At 41.9% G+C, this 18,250-nt stretch carries 17 protein-coding genes and 2 pseudogenes; 10 read left to right on the plus strand and 9 right to left on the minus strand.

The genetic code is table 11. From position 1 onward, the window contains the following. Positions 1-235: 235 nt before the first annotated feature. Positions 236-556 (plus strand): annotated as a pseudogene (locus P7J36_RS05990) (transposase). 355 nt (positions 557-911) lie between these two features. Here the strand turns inward: P7J36_RS05990 and gdhA are convergent. Continuing rightward, a complete protein-coding gene (gene gdhA, locus P7J36_RS05995) occupies positions 912-2,258 on the minus strand; it encodes an NADP-specific glutamate dehydrogenase (RefSeq protein WP_408551495.1) in 1,347 nt (448 codons plus the stop codon). Positions 2,259-2,465: 207 nt separating this feature from the next. Here gdhA and P7J36_RS06000 point away from each other — a divergent pair, with 207 nt between their 5' ends. From P7J36_RS06000 to P7J36_RS06010, 3 genes are all read left to right on the plus strand, one after another. After that, on the plus strand, positions 2,466-3,401 hold the full coding sequence (locus P7J36_RS06000; RefSeq protein WP_408551496.1) for a dihydroorotate oxidase: 936 nt from the start codon (positions 2,466-2,468) through the stop codon (positions 3,399-3,401). A gap of 88 nt (positions 3,402-3,489) precedes the next feature. Beyond that, a complete protein-coding gene (locus tag P7J36_RS06005) occupies positions 3,490-4,767 on the plus strand; it encodes a CapA family protein (protein ID WP_398581784.1) in 1,278 nt (425 codons plus the stop codon). Positions 4,768-4,776: 9 nt separating this feature from the next. Beyond that, positions 4,777-5,607, plus strand: coding sequence for a Cof-type HAD-IIB family hydrolase (locus tag P7J36_RS06010; protein ID WP_398581785.1), 831 nt, complete (start codon positions 4,777-4,779; stop codon positions 5,605-5,607). A 490-nt stretch (positions 5,608-6,097) separates the two neighbouring features. Here P7J36_RS06010 and P7J36_RS06015 read toward each other — a convergent pair whose 3' ends face one another. The 4 genes from P7J36_RS06015 to P7J36_RS06030 form a co-directional block, all read right to left on the minus strand. Then, complete coding sequence (locus P7J36_RS06015) at positions 6,098-6,880, minus strand: ABC transporter permease (RefSeq protein WP_408551497.1); 783 nt, start codon at positions 6,878-6,880, stop codon at positions 6,098-6,100. A gap of 1 nt (position 6,881) precedes the next feature. Then, positions 6,882-7,661: an ABC transporter permease gene (locus tag P7J36_RS06020; RefSeq protein ID WP_172083291.1), complete on the minus strand. Its 780-nt coding sequence runs from the start codon at positions 7,659-7,661 to the stop codon at positions 6,882-6,884. Then, positions 7,654-8,637, minus strand: a complete 984-nt coding sequence (locus tag P7J36_RS06025) for an ABC transporter ATP-binding protein (RefSeq protein WP_105206566.1) — start codon at positions 8,635-8,637, stop codon at positions 7,654-7,656. The genes P7J36_RS06020 and P7J36_RS06025 overlap by 8 nt, the downstream gene beginning before the upstream one ends. Positions 8,638-8,719: 82 nt before the next feature. Beyond that, positions 8,720-9,253 carry a TetR/AcrR family transcriptional regulator gene (locus P7J36_RS06030; RefSeq protein WP_408551498.1) on the minus strand — a complete coding sequence of 178 codons (534 nt, stop codon included), beginning with the start codon at positions 9,251-9,253 and terminating at the stop codon, positions 8,720-8,722. A gap of 125 nt (positions 9,254-9,378) precedes the next feature. Between P7J36_RS06030 and P7J36_RS06035 the strand changes: the two genes are divergently transcribed. Then, positions 9,379-11,838: a YhgE/Pip family protein gene (locus P7J36_RS06035; protein ID WP_408551499.1), complete on the plus strand. Its 2,460-nt coding sequence runs from the start codon at positions 9,379-9,381 to the stop codon at positions 11,836-11,838. 44 nt (positions 11,839-11,882) lie between these two features. Here P7J36_RS06035 and P7J36_RS06040 read toward each other — a convergent pair whose 3' ends face one another. From P7J36_RS06040 to P7J36_RS06050, 3 genes are read right to left on the minus strand one after another with little or no spacing between them, the layout of a single operon-like run. Continuing rightward, on the minus strand, positions 11,883-12,947 hold the full coding sequence (locus tag P7J36_RS06040; protein WP_408551500.1) for a DUF4097 family beta strand repeat-containing protein: 1,065 nt from the start codon (positions 12,945-12,947) through the stop codon (positions 11,883-11,885). Continuing rightward, positions 12,944-13,699, minus strand: coding sequence for a DUF1700 domain-containing protein (locus P7J36_RS06045; protein ID WP_408551501.1), 756 nt, complete (start codon positions 13,697-13,699; stop codon positions 12,944-12,946). The genes P7J36_RS06040 and P7J36_RS06045 overlap by 4 nt, the downstream gene beginning before the upstream one ends. Next, a complete protein-coding gene (locus P7J36_RS06050) occupies positions 13,686-14,012 on the minus strand; it encodes a PadR family transcriptional regulator (protein WP_029180417.1) in 327 nt (108 codons plus the stop codon). The genes P7J36_RS06045 and P7J36_RS06050 overlap by 14 nt, the downstream gene beginning before the upstream one ends. Positions 14,013-14,305: 293 nt before the next feature. Here P7J36_RS06050 and P7J36_RS06055 point away from each other — a divergent pair, with 293 nt between their 5' ends. Both P7J36_RS06055 and P7J36_RS06060 read left to right on the plus strand, forming a co-directional pair. Beyond that, positions 14,306-14,686: a CidA/LrgA family protein gene (locus P7J36_RS06055; protein WP_408551502.1), complete on the plus strand. Its 381-nt coding sequence runs from the start codon at positions 14,306-14,308 to the stop codon at positions 14,684-14,686. Beyond that, a complete protein-coding gene (locus P7J36_RS06060; protein WP_398581794.1) occupies positions 14,679-15,374 on the plus strand; it encodes an LrgB family protein in 696 nt (231 codons plus the stop codon). The genes P7J36_RS06055 and P7J36_RS06060 overlap by 8 nt, the downstream gene beginning before the upstream one ends. A 33-nt stretch (positions 15,375-15,407) precedes the next feature. Here the strand turns inward: P7J36_RS06060 and P7J36_RS06065 are convergent, their stop codons facing one another. Further along, complete coding sequence (locus tag P7J36_RS06065) at positions 15,408-16,208, minus strand: formate/nitrite transporter family protein (protein WP_408551503.1); 801 nt, start codon at positions 16,206-16,208, stop codon at positions 15,408-15,410. Between the two features lie 139 nt (positions 16,209-16,347). Here P7J36_RS06065 and gla point away from each other — a divergent pair, with 139 nt between their 5' ends. The 3 genes and pseudogenes from gla to P7J36_RS06080 all read left to right on the plus strand — a co-directional run bounded on the left by gla (position 16,348) and on the right by P7J36_RS06080 (position 18,227). Then, positions 16,348-17,193, plus strand: a complete 846-nt coding sequence (gene gla / locus P7J36_RS06070) for an aquaglyceroporin Gla (protein WP_029180420.1) — start codon at positions 16,348-16,350, stop codon at positions 17,191-17,193. 131 nt (positions 17,194-17,324) lie between these two features. Continuing rightward, positions 17,325-17,498, plus strand: a pseudogene (locus tag P7J36_RS06075) (helicase HerA-like domain-containing protein); the annotation flags it as partial. Between the two features lie 114 nt (positions 17,499-17,612). Further along, on the plus strand, positions 17,613-18,227 hold the full coding sequence (locus P7J36_RS06080) for an NUDIX hydrolase (protein ID WP_408551504.1): 615 nt from the start codon (positions 17,613-17,615) through the stop codon (positions 18,225-18,227). Positions 18,228-18,250: the final 23 nt, after the last annotated feature.

The raw sequence follows: 18,250 nt of genomic DNA on the forward strand, positions 1-18,250 counted from the left end.
AGCCTTTCGACCAAAGTCGACACAATAATGTTTCTCTAACTCATCATAGATAAAACTAAAGTCACAGAGTTCCGTTATGGCTTCGAGCCAGTTTTTCTCGTAGAGAAAAACAAGAAAACCACCAGCTATGCTGGTGGCTGACAAGGCTTTGAGCTTCCATTTCTTTTTCCTGATATAATCTAATTGTTCAGGTTAGATAAAGGAGGAGTAAACTAGTCCAGTGGACTAGTTTAGCATGGCTAAAACCAGTTACAGTTTATCACATACCAAATGGATGTGCTCTATCACATAGTTTTCACACCTAAGTACCGTAGAAAATCCATTTACTACAAAATAAGGCAGGACTTAATTGATATTTTCCGTCATCTATGTCGATACAAAGGCGTGGAAATCAAAAGTTTTGGGCTAGAGGCTACTATGTTAGTACCGTTGGACTGAATGAAAAGACAGTTGCGAAATATATTCGCGAGCAGGAGAAAAATGACATTGCACTTGATTCTTGAGTGTCAAAGAGTATGAAGATCCATTTTCAGATGGCAGTTTTAGAACGAGATAAAAGCCCGTTGTTACGGGCATTAGTCAAGTAATTATAGCACTAACCTGAACGAAGTTCAGCGAACGTCTTTAGACGTCGCTGGAGAGAAACGGCTTATAGCCGGTGTACAAGCCACCCGTTTTCACGGGTGGTTATGACTAGCTGCCGTAAAAAATGATTTTTGGGAACAACAATATCATACAGGGGAGAATAGGAACTAAGATCTAACTGAATTTGATTATCAAGCATAGGAATCACCTCGACTCTAGTATAGCAAAAAAAGCCATCAAGTTGATGACTTTTTCAGTGGGTTCAAAATTAGCACGTCAATTTTTTGGAGGCGTTTTTATTATAGTTTAGTAAACTAAAAGTAAGCTTATACTAAACCTTGGGCAATCATGCTATCCGCAATTTGTTCAAAGGCTGCGATGTTAGCACCTGCGAGGTAGTCTGTACCAAGGTCGTATTTTTCAGCAGTTTCTTTAGCTGTGTTGAAGATATTTGCCATGATGTCTTTAAGACGGCCGTCCACTTCTTCACGAGTCCATGACAAGCGAAGGCTGTTTTGGCTCATTTCAAGGGCAGATACGGCTACACCACCAGCATTGGCTGCTTTAGCAAGGCCGTAAAGAACGCCATTTTCTTTGTAAACTTTGATAGCATCAAGGTCAGATGGCATGTTGGCACCTTCAGCCACACAGTAAACGCCATTTTTCACAAGGGCAGCAGCTTGCTCGCCGTTGATTTCGTTTTGAGTCGCACATGGAAGGGCAATGTCAGCCTTGCCATCGTAGTTCCATACAGAACCTTCGAAGTACTTAGCAGTCGCTTTTTCTGCAGCGTATTCTGTCAAACGAGCGCGGCGTTTTTCTTTGATGTCCACCAAGAGGTCGAAGTCGATACCAGTTTCGTCAATGATGTAACCATTTGAATCTGAAACAGAGATAACTTTGGCACCGAGTTCAGTCGCTTTTTGAACGGCATATTGGGCAACGTTACCAGAACCTGAGATAAGGACTGTTTGGTCTTTGAAGGATTTACCGTTTGCTGCCAACATGTTATCAGTAAAGTAAACCAAACCGTAGCCTGTTGCTTCTGGACGGATCAATGAACCACCGAAGCCAAGAGGTTTACCAGTCAAGACACCTGCATCAAACTGGCGGAGGCGTTTGTATTGACCGTACATGTAACCAATCTCACGACCACCGACACCGATGTCACCAGCAGGGACGTCAAGTGAAGGTCCGATGTGTTTTTGCAATTCAGTCATGAAGCTTTGGCAGAAGCGCATAATTTCAGCATCAGTTTTTCCTTTAGGGTCAAAGTCTGAACCACCTTTACCACCGCCGATTGGAAGACCAGTCAAGACGTTTTTGAAGATTTGCTCAAAACCGAGGAACTTCAAGATGGATTGGTTTACAGTTGGGTGGAAGCGAAGACCGCCTTTGTAAGGACCTACAGCTGAGTTGAACTGAACACGGTAGCCACGGTTGACTTGAACATTTCCATCTTTATCTGTCCATGGAACACGGAAGCTGATGATACGCTCTGGCTCAACGATACGGGCCAAGATGTTTTCTTCGATGTATTCTGGGTGTGCTTCAAAAACAGGCTCAAGTGTAGAGAAGAGCTCTTCTACAGCTTGGAGGAATTCTGTTTCATGTGGGTTGCGGGCTTTAACAGCTTCAAATGATTGGGCAATATAAGCTTTTGAATTTGACATATGGTCACCTGATTTCTTTATTTTTTATTAAATTGTCTGACAATTTAATTTATCTGACAATTATTATAGCACCATGATTTTTTCTTGTAAAGTAAAAAATGCAAAATATAAAAAATTATTTGGCTTGAAGACGAACGTTGCTAGAAAATACTAGTCAATCGTTTCTAATTTTTGTTATAATGAGGAAAAATCAATTAAGGAGAATCTATGGTTTCGACAGCAACGACACTTGGTGGATTTGAATTTGACAATTGTTTGATGAATGCGGCGGGGGTATGGTGCATGACCAAGGAGGAGTTGGCAGCGGTCAAGGAATCTGCGGCTGGGACCTTTGTGACCAAAACAGCAACCTTGGACTACCGCGCGGGTAATCCAGAACCACGTTATCAGAATGTTCCGCTTGGTTCTATCAATTCGATGGGCTTGCCAAATCAGGGCTTGGCTTACTATTTGGATTATCTACTAGAATTGCAGGAAACGGAGCCAGAACGCACATTTGTTTTATCTGTAGTTGGAATGTCGCCTGATGAGACTCATGAGATTTTGAGAACTGTAGAAGCCAGTGATTTTAAGGGGCTGACAGAGTTAAATCTTTCTTGTCCCAATGTCCCTGGAAAACCGCAGATTGCCTATGATTTTGAAACGACGGAAGCCATCTTGCGAGAGGTATTTAGCTACTTCACTAAGCCTTTGGGCATCAAATTGCCACCTTATTTTGACATTGTTCATTTTGATCAAGCGGCAGCGATTTTTAATCAATTCCCCCTTGTCTTTGTCAACTGTGTTAACTCCATTGGAAATGGTCTTTATATAGAAGATGAGCAAGTGGTTATCAAACCTAAAAATGGTTTCGGTGGTATCGGTGGGGAATACATCAAGCCGACTGCCTTGGCTAATGTCCATGCCTTTTACCAGCGTTTGAAACCTGAAATTCAGATTGTCGGAACAGGAGGCGTGCTGACGGGACGGGATGCCTTCGAGCATATCCTCTGCGGTGCCAGCATGGTTCAAATCGGTACAACTCTGCAAAAGGAAGGGCTGGTTGCCTTTGAACGAATAACTGCTGAATTACAGGCCATTATGGCAGAAAAGGGCTATGAAACCATTGAAGATTTCCGAGGCAAGTTACAATATATTGAATAAAGTAATTAAAGTGGGACTGACGTCCCACTTTTACTATGGATTTTTTAGTATTAAAGGTGTATAATGATGTTAATCGGAGGTTGTAAGGATGTCAAGGAGGCGAAGACGGGCTCGAGCACAACAACGTGCTATTCGGAGAAGTGTCCGACAGCTTGTAGGGATTGCTGGATTTTCTCTTATTTTGCTGTTTCTCATTCTTATATTGGAGCATTTTACTCTCTTGAAATATGATAGCAGTCAAACTAGTGGTCTGTCGGATAAATCAGAGTCTCAACAAGTTTTGCAGGAAGCGACAGGGATTCAGACGGCTCGTATCATGGCTCATGGGGATTTGCTCTATCACTTGCCTATTCTTCGAGGAGCAGAACGGCCAGATGGAAGTTACGATTTTTCTGAGAATTTTACCTACGTAAAGCCCTGGATAGAACAGGCTGATTTCGCTATCGCAGACTTTGAAGGGACCATTTCCCCAGATGTCGAATTAGCAGGTTACCCACTTTTTAATGCGCCTGCCATTGTCGCCAACAATATCCATGATGCAGGCTACGATTTGGTGGATTTGGCCCACAATCATATCTTGGATTCACATCTTTCTGGATTGGTTTCCACTGTCAATACATTTAGAGATGCAGGTGTGGATACAGTCGGTGTCTACGCTGAAGGTAATCGGGCAACTGCACCACTCTACATTCGAGAAGTCAATGGTATCCGTATAGCGGTTTTAGCCTATGCTTACGGCTTCAATGGGATGGAGGCTTTGCTGAGTCAGGAGGAATATGATGCCTATTTATCGGATTTTGATAAAGAAAAGATGCAGGCAGAGATTGAGCGAGCTGAGAAAGAGGCAGATATTACCATCGTCATGCCTCAGACGGGTGTGGAATACCAGTTGGAGCCAACGGAGGAACAAACCAGTTTGTATCGTCAAATGATTGATTGGGGGGCTGATATTGTTTTGGGCGGACATCCCCATGTGGTCGAACCGGCGGAAATTCTTGAGAAAGATGGGCAGAGAAAATTGATTATCTATTCTATGGGCAACTTCCTGTCAAACCAGCGTATCGAAAGCATGGAGGACACACCCAATGCCCAGTGGACAGAACGGGGTGTTTTGATGGATATTACCATTCAGAAAGAGAATGGGCAGACCAGGATCCAGACAGCCCAAGCTCATCCGACCTGGGTCAATCGCTTGTCCAAGGGGACGTATTCGTCAGAAGGTTATGAACAATTTGCGTATCAAACCTATATCTTGCAAGATTGGGTAGAAGGCGGTCAGTATTATGGGCAGTTGGATCCAGATACCCAGGCGCGTGTGGGCACAGCCTATCAAGAAATGAAGGATTTTGTAAATCTAAATTGGTAAGGGGAGAATATGGCAGTTCGATTAGTTGCAACAGATATGGATGGCACATTCTTAGATGGTCAAGGAAGTTTTGATAGAGAGCGATTTTCGAGGGTCTTGGAGAAGCTAGAAGAGAAACAGATTCCATTTGTCATTGCCAGTGGTAATGGGATGGGCAGGTTATTGCAGCTTTGCCAAGGATTTGAAGACCGGTTAATCTTTGTAGCAGATAATGGAGCCCATGTTTATCAAAATGGCAGAACAATGATTCGACGTGCTATTCAGCAAGAAGAAGTCGAAGCAATACTGCATTTTTTTAAAGGACGTTGGGCGGATGTATGTCTGATGTTGTCCAATGAAGAAAATATCTATATGCAGGCGGGAGCCGGACAGCCTTTTGAGGGAACGGATTTACCGATTGAACCTGCTCAAATGGCTGCCTTCCAAAATCGTGTGACCTATTTAGACGACCTCAGTGCTTATCCTATTTCTGAGCCGATTTATAAGGTTGGTCTCTGGGTTCCTGAAGCGCGTGTGGAGTCGATAACGGAAGGCTTTAATCAGGCCTTTCAAGGCAATCTAGTGGCAGTCACCAGTGGCTATGGCTCCATCGATATCTTGCCGCAAGGGATTCATAAGGCATGGGGCTTGGAACAGGTTTTGAACCGTTTGGATATCGAACCTGAACAGGTAATGGCCTTCGGCGATTCGGATAATGATATCGAGATGTTAAACTATGTAGGTTATTCCTATGCCATGGAAAATGCGACGGACAAGGTCAAGGCGGTTGCCAAATACCTGGCTCCAAGCCATTTGGAAGCTGGTGTGCTTCAGGTCATTGAAGAATATATAGTCATTTAGTTTATCTTTGATTACTTCGTTAACTCGCTTTGCCGTACTCCAGTACAGCCTGCAGCTCGTTGCCTTGTACTAAAAGCAAACGAAACAACTATATTTTATAAGTATATAGAAAAAAGCTAGAACTCTCCGTCCAGAGAATGCTAGCTTTTTTATACTCTTCGAAAATCAAAAGCAGATGCTGTTGACTTGATTTGATGAGTGAAAGGCTCCAGTGGAGTCTTTCAGTCTGTTACCTTGAAACAAAATAGTAACAGGGGTCTATCTGCGTAAGTAGAAACGAACTACGTTCGCTCTATCTCCAACCTCCAAAGGTTCCCCAAACCTTTGGAGCTAGTCTGATTTTGATTTTCGAAGAGTATAACATCATTAACTCGTCAACCACAAAGCCCTCACTAAGATTATACACCTAGTGAGGGCTTTGTGTTCGTTTTCATTATTCTGTGGGTGAGGGCGAAGCCATCATGGATGTCTTTCCCACTCCCGCTTTTTTTTAATTTCCAACGCTGGTGAACTTGGTCATACCATGGCGGAAGAGCTTGTAATTGATGGCAAATAAGACTAGGACAACCAGTGGCAAAGCCAGTCCCCACATAGATAGGTCTAAGAAGTAGAGGGCTGGGAAATAGGCTGTAAAAGCATAAGGGAAGACAAAAATCAGCAGGATTTGAATGATTTTTGGATAGATATTAAGCGGGTATTGAGCCATCTGATTGAGGGCGAAAATTCCCATAGTCAAAGGAAATGATTCTACAATCCAAAATGCTAAAGCAGTTGGTCCCAGCTGAATGGCTGCATAGAGTAGGCCGATACAAATGGCAATAAAGATTAGTAGGGCTAGTTTTCCAAGACTCCATTCCATACCCAGTTCCTTGGAAGCTTGGACTAGTGCAAGGGAACCGATAAGGGTTGTTCCGATTCCTTGTGGCTGGATTCGTTCGCAAATTAGCTGAAAAAGAGGATTGACTGGCATGAGGAGGAGGCGTTCAAATTCGCCTTGTCGGATGTAGCGACTGCCAAACATCCAGAGATTGTCAAAGAAAATCAAGTGAATGGAGCGTCCGACGGTAGCTATTCCATATATAAAAAGCATTTGACCGTAGTTGAAACCAGCGATTTCCTTGATATTTCCAAAGAGGATGTTGAGGAAAATCAGGTAGACAATTTGTTCAATCAACGAGGAGAAAAGCCCGATGAAGAAGTCCACCCGAAAGGACATCTGGGCCATCATGTAGACCTTGATGTTATATAGATAGAGGCTGATATATTTCTTCATGTTAACCTCCAAAAATGACAATACGACGCTTGGCTTGGGACCAAAGAGCGGCGATGAAGAGAGCGAGGAATGGTATCCAGAGAACTTGCAATCCCAAAGCTGTTAGATCACTTTCCTGTCCTAGTAAAATGGAAACAGGGACATTAACCGCATAATTATAGGGAAGGAGTTTCAAAAAGTTTTCCACAGACTGTGGATAAAAACTGAGTGGCAAGAGTGCTCCAGAAGCCAGATTGAAAAGCCCCATCCGCAGGAGCATGACTCCCCAGGCATTGACCGTAAAAAATGCTAAGAAGCCAAAAGCCATATCCAGTAATTGAACGATAAACATCCCTAGAATCGAACTGACTAGAAAGAGCAAAATGGTCTGGCCATCAGGCAGGTAGAAATCTTGATGAACAAGTAAGATACCGATAAATACGATGGCAAATTTTATCAGTTCCAAGAGCTTATTTCCAAGGTCCTTGAAAAAGAGGGCTAGGATAAAGGAATAGGGTCTGAGAAATTCCCCCGCAATACTTCCTTTTAAAATGCTGTAGGACAAATCTTCTCCGAGTGAGAAAGAATTTAAACTGGCTAGTAGATTAGCAAAGATGATATATGTAGTAAAGGTTTGCAGGGTAAAGCCATTGACTTCTGATTGAGTGAAGAAAATGGTTTTCCAGACATAGAGAGCCACCAAAATCTTCACTGCCAGTGAAACGAAAGTCGCTAGAAAGAAAGCCTTGTACTGCATGGCATTCATCATGGTCAGGCGGGTCATGTAGAGATATTTACGCATGGATACCCTCCTCATAAATTTGGCGGACCATGGTTTCAATTTCCAATTCCTTCATGGTGACATCTTCAACCGAATAATGATTAAAGATTTGCTCAATCACTTGGGCACTGGTCCAAAACTTACTTTGGTAGTGGATTTCAAAATGAAAGTCATCTATTCGTTCAAATTCCCAGCCTTCTAGCTGCAAGTCTTTTTCAATCGGCTTTTCTGTGGAAAAGAGAATGGTCTTCACTGTGGAAAAGCGTTCTTTGAGGACGGTCAGAGAACCATCGTAGACCTTCTTTCCCTTATCAATGATAAAAATCCGCTCACAGAGGCTTTCGATGTCCTTCATATCATGGGAAGTAATCAAAAAGGTGGTCTGGTATTCTTGGTTCATATAGCGGATGAAGGAGCGAATGGTCTCCTTGACGCTGGCATCCAAACCGATGGTTGGCTCGTCCAAAAAGACAACGGCAGGCTGGTGGATAAAGATAGCCGCAAATTCACAACGAACCCGTTGGCCCAGTGACAGATTACGGATTGGTTGCTTCATAATATCAGCCAAGTCCAATAAATCAATCAAAACAGCTAATCGCTCTTTGAATACCTTATCTGGAACATCATAAATTTTTGCGTGAAGGATAAAGGATTCCTGGACAGGCAAGTTCCAATCCAAATGGGATTTTTGTCCAAAGAGTACTCCGATTTGCTTATTGACAGCCTTGCGGTTCTCTTGTGGATTGAGGCCGTTGATTCGGACTGAGCCCTGGTCTGGATAGAGGACTCCCGTCAGCATTTTGATGGTGGTCGACTTACCGGAACCATTGGAGCCGATATAGCCGATGATTTCGCCTTTTTTGACCTGCAAGGAAATATCTTGGACGGCAGGAATTTTCTTTTTCTTGGGTTTGAAAAAGGCCTTAATAGAACCTTTGAGACCGACTTCCTTATCTATGATGGAATAGGTTTTTGATAGATGTTCAGCTTGAATCATTTCATCATCTCCTTTAAGAAAACGTTTGCACGATAAGACTATTATATCATATTTCTTAAGGGGTGAAGGTAGAAAATAATGATTACGGTAACATTTTTATTAGAAAATCGGTCATATATTGAGGAGATTCTTGCTTCCCATTTTTTATCCATACTTGAATGATTCCAAAGAAGGCATGTGAAAAATAGATACTGCTGTATTCTTTTTCAAGTGGTGATAAATCTTCTTTCCCCAAACGCTCAGCCAAATCATTTGCGACCAGCAATCTGACTTTGTTAATCAAGAAATTTTGGATTTCTTGAGTTCCGTTATGGGTCAGTAGGGCTGAGAGCAATTTTTCACGATAGAGCAATTCGAAAATTTCTAAAAATGATGATTGGCGATTGCCATCATAACGGTCAAATATAGCCTCTAATTTGTGAAAAAGTCCTTGTTGGTAGGAGTCGATTAATTCGTACTTATCTTTATAGTGGGTATAAAAACTGGAACGACTGATACCAGCAGTCTGTGCTAGATGGGTGGTTGTAATCTCATTAAATCCTTGAGTTTCTAAGCAAGTCACCATTGCTTCTAAAATGGCTTGACGAGTTCGTTCTTTCCGATTATCTGTTCCCATTTTGCTCCTTTTATACATTTTTAGACACATTGTACAAAAAACGATTCTTATTACTTGATTTTGAAAATGATACTTGTATAATATATTTTATCAGTTTTTGGACAGGATGTCTAAAGGAGTTTCTTATGTCGGAAAAAGTAAAGAATTTTTTCAAAAAACCAATGACCTTGATCACCATTCTCGGTGTTTCCTGTGTCCCAGCCTTATATAACATTAGTTTCCTAACCTCTATGTGGGACCCTTACGGCCGACTAGACCAGTTGCCTGTAGCAGTTGTCAATCAAGACCAGTCGGCGAGCTTTCAAGATAAAACCCTCACCATTGGTGATGATATGGTGGATAATATGAAAGAGAGCAAGAGTCTGGATTTCCACTTTGTATCAGAAAAAGATGCGGAAAAAGGTTTGGAAGAAGGGGACTATTATATGGTCATCACCCTACCAGAAGATTTGTCAGAAAAAGCTTCTAGTCTCTTAACGGACCAGCCAGAGCATCTAATAATTTCCTATCAAACCTCTAAAGGTCACAGCTTTGTCGCTTCTAAGATGGGCGAATCAGCCATGGAAAAATTGAAAGCGTCTGTTTCAGAGACGATTACTGAAACATACACCTCGGCTGTTTTTGACAGCATGGGAGAGATTCAATCTGGTATGGTTGAGGCAGCAGATGGAAGTCAACAATTAACAGATGGTGCTAGTCAATTAGAAACCGGAAGTCAGACTCTATCATCAGGCCTATCTACCTTATCTTCATCAGGTCAATCACTGGTGACAGGAGCAAACCAATTGGCCACCGGTCTTGTATCTTATACAGATGGAGTCAATCAGGCTGCGACAGGCAGTCAAACACTTTCCAGTGGCTTAACAACCTACACAAATGGGGTAGCGAGTCTTGCTTCAGGTGCAGAGCAATTAAATGCCAATTCCTCTCAGCTCATCGCTGGGGTGGGACGATTGCAATCAGGAGCAAGCCGGGTTGAACAACTGGTAACAGGAGCCAATCAATTGCAGGCAGGCTTGGAGCAACTCGCTAGTTCAACTAGTATGTCTGCTGAACAGTCTAGTCAAATACAGGCCTTATTGACAGGGCTTCCTCAGTTGCAAGCAGCTATCAATCAATTAAATGATAGCCTCTCAAGTATCGGAGGACTTGCAGTAGATACCTCTACTCTATCTAGTCTCTTGACGGAGATGGGGGCTCAGGCTCAAGGATTGTTGACTGCAGCCCAAGCCGATAAAACAGCCAGCATTGAAGCCTTACAAGCAACGGCTACCTATCAAAACTTGACAGCTGATCAGCAAGCTGAATTGGTTGGCGCCCTCCAAAACTCGCCTTCGACAACAGCGACAGGAGCCCAAACGATTTTGGGTCAATTGTCTCAACTCAGTCAAGCCTTATCTAGCCTACAAAGTCTTTCTGGCATGGCAACACAAATGAGCCAGCTGCAATCAGCTGTCGGTCAGATTAACACGGCTGCCAATCAAGCATTGCCAGGAGCTACAACAGCCATTGAAAACCTATCAAGTGGCTTGAGTCAGGTCAACACCGCTTTGAACCGGCAAGTTCTACCAGGAACTCAAACCTTGACGAGTGGTGTGAGTCAACTTCAAACGCAATTATCAAATGGAGCTAGTCAACTCATGTCAGGGGTGACAGCCTATACCGCCGGTGTTGCTCAATTAGCAGAGGGTGGAGCTCAGTTGGTTGCGAATAATAGTAGCATCCAATCAGGAGGTAGCCAGTTAACATCAGGATTGGCAACCTTGTCATCCAACTCCAGTCAACTTGTCAGTGGTTCAGGACAACTGGCTTCTGGTAGCCAGCAATTGATTGCTGGTGCGGATCAATTAGCTAGTGGCGGTCAAACCTTGACAAGCGGTATTTCCAGTCTTCGTACAGGTAGTGAAACCCTAACAAATTCACTCAGCTCAGCCAGTCAACAACTATCAGTCATCTCTGTAGAAGACAAAAATGCACAAGCAGTTTCTCAACCAGTCACCTTGGAACACAGCGACCAAGATGATGTGAAGACCAACGGTGTCGGAATGGCTCCTTACATGGTATCAGTCGCACTGATGGTTGCAGCCTTATCAGCGAATGTTATTTTTGTCAAACACATTGATAATCGTTCCTACAAGAATCGTTGGGATTGGGCTAAAGGGAAATTGTTACTGAATGGTACGATAGCCAGCCTAGCAGCATTGATTCTGTACGGTGTTCTTCGCTTGATTGGAATTGATCCGGCTCATCCAATGGCAACCTTGGGATTAATCCTCTTATCCTCTTGGACCTTCATGGCCCTCGTTACAGCCTTGGTGGGCTGGAATAATCGTTTCGGATCCTTCGCAAGTTTAATTATCTTGTTACTACAGCTTGGATCAAGCGCAGGTACCTACCCAATCGAACTTAGTCCACGCTTCTTCCAAGTCATTCAGCCTTATCTTCCAATGACCTATTCTGTTTCAGGCCTTCGTCAAACCATTTCAATGGTTGGAAATAGCAGTCATCAAGTTTGGATGCTGAGTCTCTTCTTAGTAGGCTTCATGGGATTAGGTCTCATGATTTATAATCAAAAAGATGAATAATGAGAAAACCAACTGCGTGAACAGTTGGTTTTTGGTTGATGTAGTTATTTTGGTGTTGGTGTTCGTAGATTAATGGTTGCGTTAGTTGAAGTAATGGTCAGGCTATTATTGCTCTCTTTTTTCTCCAAAGTTAAGGTTTGTTTATCCTCCTCTTTTTTGATCGATAATGTTTGATACTTATCTTTAGTGAAAATACCGACGTTTTCAGCTTGTTCGTTGAAGTAACTCATATCACCAACAGCTTGCTTTAGTTCTTCGAGGGTTTCATAGTGGTAGCCTAAGTGTTCCGCAAGTGTTTTGATGTCCAGCTGTGTACTGATATTCAGATTGATGTCTTGTAAGCTCTTATCTGTTAGGTTTATATTTGTAACAGATAGGCTGTATTCGGAAGGAGTGAGGACGTTTTTTCCTAGGAGAGTCAATTGATCTGCATTCAGTTCTTGGTAATTTTTAATTGTAACATTTTCCAAACTGGTTTCAGATAAGCGGATGCTGCTTCCCTGTAGGTTGATGTGCATATCTTTTAGAGTGGATTGTGTCGCTTGGAAGTAGCCTGCTTCAATCTGACCGCTGTCAATAGTCACCTTGTCAAGAGTGACACCACCAGACAGATTTGCCTCTTTGATATGGATATTCTCAATCGTGAAACCGCCAAAATCATAGAAGTGGAGATTGTGTCCCTCTAATTTATCCAGTGTCTTCCCTTTAGGCACTTCAATGGTGACGGAGAAGACATTGATACGACGTTGGGCCAACCTTTCTCCAAGATACTGCATAATTCCTTCGATAGCAAAAGATTCTTGTTGTGAAGAAAGGGTCAAAGTTCCCTCTTTTTCTGCTAGTTTTAAGGGGGATTGCATATTGTTGTCGGAGTTGGCATAGGTCACATGGTAGTTGCTATCGCTAGACTCCTTGATATAGACGCTGTGGGGGATAAAGTCAATTTTAATGGTATTCAAATCTGTGAAGGTCTTATGGACTTCCGTCGGAGCAGCAACCTCTTCCAAGCGGGTTACGCCCCCAGTGAAAAATCCAATGCCAGCCAGAATTAAGCCTGCAATCAGGCTGACAAAACCGATAATAATGGCGATGGTTAGTTTCTTTTTCATGCTCGTTTACCTCGTTTCAAGATCCATTTGAAGCAAGCCTTGACCAGTCGCCAAGACCAGTAGGCAAAAAATCCAGTCAAGATGTAGATGAGAATAGCTCCGCCAATCAAAGACAAACCTGAGCCAAACCCCATGAGGAAGATATTGAATCCTTCTGACATGAGGCTAAAGGCTTCCCAAATCAGATAGCCACCGCTGGTAAGAAGTCCGACACCCAGAACAAAGGCACCGACAATGAGGGCCAAGATGAGCGCCACCAATCCCAATAGACTAGCTAGGAGAATAAGCAAAAGTGGAATGGCGATAGGCAGGGAAATGACAGCTAGGATAGCCAACCAGAGCGTTCGTTTTGTTTGGCTAAAATTACGGAAGTAGCGACCGAGGAAAAAGGCGCCGAGGATAAGAGTTGCAAACAGAGGAATGACTCCGATAAACTCTCCCATGATAAAGAGTAGGAAGAAAGAGAAGAGACCTGTCATACTTAAGGCTCCCAGACCAACCCAGAGTTTCCAGTTGAGTTGAATAGGTTCTTGTTGATCCTTCTCTTCTTGGATTTGCTTGTTGAGCATGTTGTTGATGAGTTCGCTGGCAGCTTCTTTTGGAGATCCTAATTCTTCGATAATCTCAGCTTCACGCTCTGGTCCAGCCTCGTCAAAATACTCATTAAAGAAGCTGATGGCTTCGAAGTATTCCTTGTGGGGCAGTTTCTTCAAGTGTTTTTCTAACTGCTCCATGTACTCAGTTCTTGTCATGGCGGACGCTCCCTTCTATAATACCGTTGATGGTTGTTGTGTAGGTATCCCAATCATCTTTGAGTCGGACCAATTCTTCGTGACCTAACTGAGTTAGGCTATAATACTTGCGCATCCGACCCTGATATTCTTGGGAATAAGTAGTCAAAAAGTCATTTTGCTCCAATCGCTTTAGGATGGGATAGAGGGCGGACTCCTTGATGTTGGCAATGAGTTTGATGGTCTGACAGATTTCATAACCATAAGAATCATCGGATTCCAAAATAGCCATGATGAGAAATTCTGTCAGCACTGCGGGGACTGGAAAATGCATAGGACGCTCCTTTCCTTTGTTGTTAGTTGGGTTCGGTTTTGATATATAGTGTTCATTTGTATATATCAAAATTTGTTATATATTAAATATACACCTACAAAAATAAATTGTCAAGTGATTATGTGCAAAATAAATAAAATAGCTTAAGACAAATTTTTAAGGTGTAAACGTTTTATAGCCTTGAAAAATATTTTCAGAGTAGTAAACTTAATAACAGTACTAACATTAAGGGATTTTCTAGACTAAAAGAGAATGACCTCAGATGGATTAGTAATATTTAAGGTGGTGTAAAGATGAAACTATATGTTCAGTTTATGATTATTCTAGTATTTTCATTTTTAGGGGAAGCTATTTCGACTATTTTTCATCTTCCTATTCCGGGAAGTATTATTGGCTTAATCCTCCTATTTTTAGCCCTAGAGTTCAAATTGATTCGTCTTCGCCACATTCATACGGTTGGAAATTTTTTGCTGGCTAATATGACCATTCTTTTTTTGCCTGCAGCGGTGGGCATTATGGAGAGATTTGATGCAATTAAAGATTATTTACTTCCTATTTTCATCGTCATTTTAGGCGCCATTTTTTTAAATATCTTAGTAATTGGTTTTGTTGTTCAATTTGTGAAGCAAAAGTTTGAAGGTGACTACATTGATACGGAGGGAATTCATGACTGAACTTTTTTCAAATCCTATTTTTGGTATTATGTTATCAATTGCAGCATATTTAATTGGAATGCTGATTTATCGAAGATTTCCTCATCCAATCACAACCCCACTATTAGTAGCTACAGGATTGATTATTGTCTTTTTAAAAATGACAGGTATTTCCTATAAGGAATATTATGCAGGAGGGTCCTATCTAAATATGCTTATTGTACCTTCAACAGTAGCTCTGGGTATCCCTTTGTATCGTTCTTTCCATCTAATGAAACATCACATTCGAAGTATTCTTTTGGGAATTTTTCTTGCCTGTATTGTCAATACTGTCTTTACTGCCCTAATTGCAAAATGGTTTGGGATGGATTTTTTTCTAGCAATCTCTCTTTTTCCAAAATCAGTCACCACTGCTATGGCTGTTGGTATTACTGATAAAATGCAAGGGATAGCGACAGTTACTCTTGTAGTCGTTGTTGCAACAGGGATTCTGACAAGTGTTCTTGGCCCAGTCTTTTTAAAGTTACTAAAAATTGAAGACCCGGTAGCTGTTGGTCTTGCTTTGGGAGGAACAGGGCATGCCATTGGAACGGGTACAGCGATAAAATATGGGCATACGCAAGGGGCGATGGCTGGCTTAGCTATTGGGATTACAGGCATCATGTATGTGGTGATTAGTCCTATAGTTGCGCAGATTATCTTACAATAAAAAAACTACGATTGGAATTCCAACCGTAGTTTTTTAGTCTACATAAAGTTTGGATTGATTATTCAACCAACTATAAAGAAGTCCGATAAAGAGACCGCCCCCCACGTAGTTTCCTAGTCCAGAAAAGAGGAAATTACTTAATACACTTACTAGATTCATTCCTTCAACTGGTCCACCATTTGCAAAAAAGGCCAGGGAGAAGAGTGAAAAGTTCGCAATGACGTGCTCATATCCCAAGAAAGCAAAGATAAAGATGATGAAAATAACGGAAATGAGACGTCCAGCGTCATCTTTGATGCGTAAGAAGGTAAATACGCCGATATTCACGACAATATTAGCAAAAATCCCTTCAATAAATTGAGTCAAAGGTGTCTTTGAAAGCTTGGCCACCGTTGCTTCAAATAGGTAGCTGTGAGCATCAACATGTTGATAAGGCAGTGTCAATGAAACCAAGTAACAAACAAGGACAGCACCGATAAAGTTGAAAAGGATACAGGTTGCCAACATCTTGAGGGCTGTTTTAGTAGGAATCGTTTTTCGATGGCTGGCTACTGTCATATACATCATGTTGGATGTTCCTAGTTCGGCATTCATATATAAAATCATGAGTAGCCCCCAACCAAACATCAACCCATAACTAAACTTCCCGAGTCCTTCTGCGACATGGTTGAGTTTGTCTGCTGTATAAAGAGAAATGACAATTCCTAATCCTAAATAAAGACTGGCTAGTATCGATCGTACAGCGTAGGCAGAAAAACTGTGTTCAAACAAATCTGCTTTTTTCTGGATACTCTTTTCAAGTGTATACATTAATGTCTCTTGGTTAGCTCCCATCCTAATCTCCTTACTGAATCTACTACTTTTTTGAGTAAACGTTTTCTTTTTGTCGAATGGCTTTACTTTGTTTATTATACTTGATAAAATGGTTGTTGTCCAAAAAAATTTAACTTTTGAAAGGAAATATAAGAAAAATATGGATGTTACATGGACAGTGAAATATATCACTGAATTTTTAGCGACTGCACTCCTTATTATCATTGGTAATGGTACAGTTGCAAACGTTGATTTAAAAGGCACAAAAGGAAACAATTCTGGTTGGATTCTCATTGCGATTGGCTATGGTTTGGCAGTTATGATGCCAGCATTGATGTTTGGTAACGTTTCTGGAAACCACATCAACCCAGCCTTTACACTTGGTTTGGCTGTTTCAGGTCTCTTCCCTTGGGAACATGTTGCACAGTATATCGTTGCGCAATTGTTAGGTGCAATGTTTGGTCAGTTAGTGGTTGTAGCAGTGTATAAACCTTACTTCTTGAAAACTGAAAATTCTAACCATATTCTTGGTTCATTCTCAACTATCAGTGCGCTTGATAATGGAACGAAAGAAAGCCGTAAAGCTGCAACTATTAATGGCTTCTTAAATGAGTTCGCTGGTTCATTTGTATTGTTCTTTGGAGCACTTGCTTTGACTAAGAATTTCTTTGGTGCAGAGCTTGTTGGTAAAATCATTGAACAAGGCTATGACAAGACAGTCGCTGAAACAATGGTTGCTCCATATACTTCAGGTTCAATCGCAGTTGCTCACTTAGGCATTGGTTTCCTAGTTATGGCCTTGGTAGCCTGTGTCGGTGGTCCAACTGGTCCAGCTCTTAACCCTGCTCGTGACCTTGGTCCGCGTCTTCTTCACCACTTCTTGCCAAAAACAGTACTTGGTGAAGCAAAATCTGATTCAAAATGGTGGTATGCTTGGGTGCCAGTGGTTGCTCCAATCCTCGCATCAATTGCCGCCATTGCACTATTCAAATTCTTGTATCTTTAATAGTGAACCCGATTCGTCGGGTTTTTCTTTTTTGTTTTATGGATATTGAGGTGATTCGGTTGTCTGCTTTGCTATTTTCTTAAAAGTTATGCTACAGTAAAGCTAGAAAAAATCGGAAAAGAGGCTAGAATATGTCAGATGTTTTTGCTTTTGGTTATGGGCGTGAGCGTGCAGAAATGCAATTTAAACGGCTCAACCGTCATGGGATCATCGCAGGTGCGACCGGAACAGGGAAGACAGTGACCTTAAAGGTCCTGGCAGAGCAGTTGAGTGACGCGGGTATTCCTATTCTTATACTGTCTGTACCTCGGTTCCGGGTATGAAAGTAAATTCGTTCGGTTATATCTAGACAAAGTTCTTGCCAGATGCCACAAAATTCGTTAAAATAAACGTAAATCACTAATTAGTAAGGAGTTACCATGACTGATCAATTGCAGGCATTATTGAAAGACTATCAGCCCCAGCCATTGGGTGAAAAACGTTCTTATGCAGTCTTCTTGCCCTTAGTCTGGTCAGACAATCAGTGGCAGGTCTTATATGAGATTCGGAGCGAGTCCATTTCTCAACCGGGAGAAGTTTCCTTTCCAGGTGGTGGAATTGATGATGGGGAGACAGCAGAAGAAGCAGCCATTCGTGAGGTTATTGAAGAACTTGACATTCAACAGGAACAAATTGAGTTGCTGGGAGAAATCGATTATCTCGTTTTCGGTCGCTCAACGATTCGCTGTTTTGTCGGTCGACTTCACTTGGACTGGCAGACCCTTCAACCCAATGATGAAGTAGCTCGATTCTTTACAGTTCCACTAGAAACCTTGTTGAAAACGTCCCCTGTCTATTATCAACTGGATTCACAGATTGTCCCAGATTGTGACTTTCCCTTTGAACGTTTGAGAGGTGGGGTTGACTATCCTTTCAGTCATCACAAACGCTCCGTTCCATTTTATGAAAATCTACCAGAAAATATCTGGGGAATGACCGCCCAATTTACCCATCGGTTTGTGGAAATCATAAATCAAAAAACTTCGCCCAGATGAGCGAAGTTTTCTGTTTTTGTTAA

The organism is Streptococcus suis (assembly GCF_046032115.1).
GTDB lineage: Bacteria > Bacillota > Bacilli > Lactobacillales > Streptococcaceae > Streptococcus > Streptococcus suis_AJ.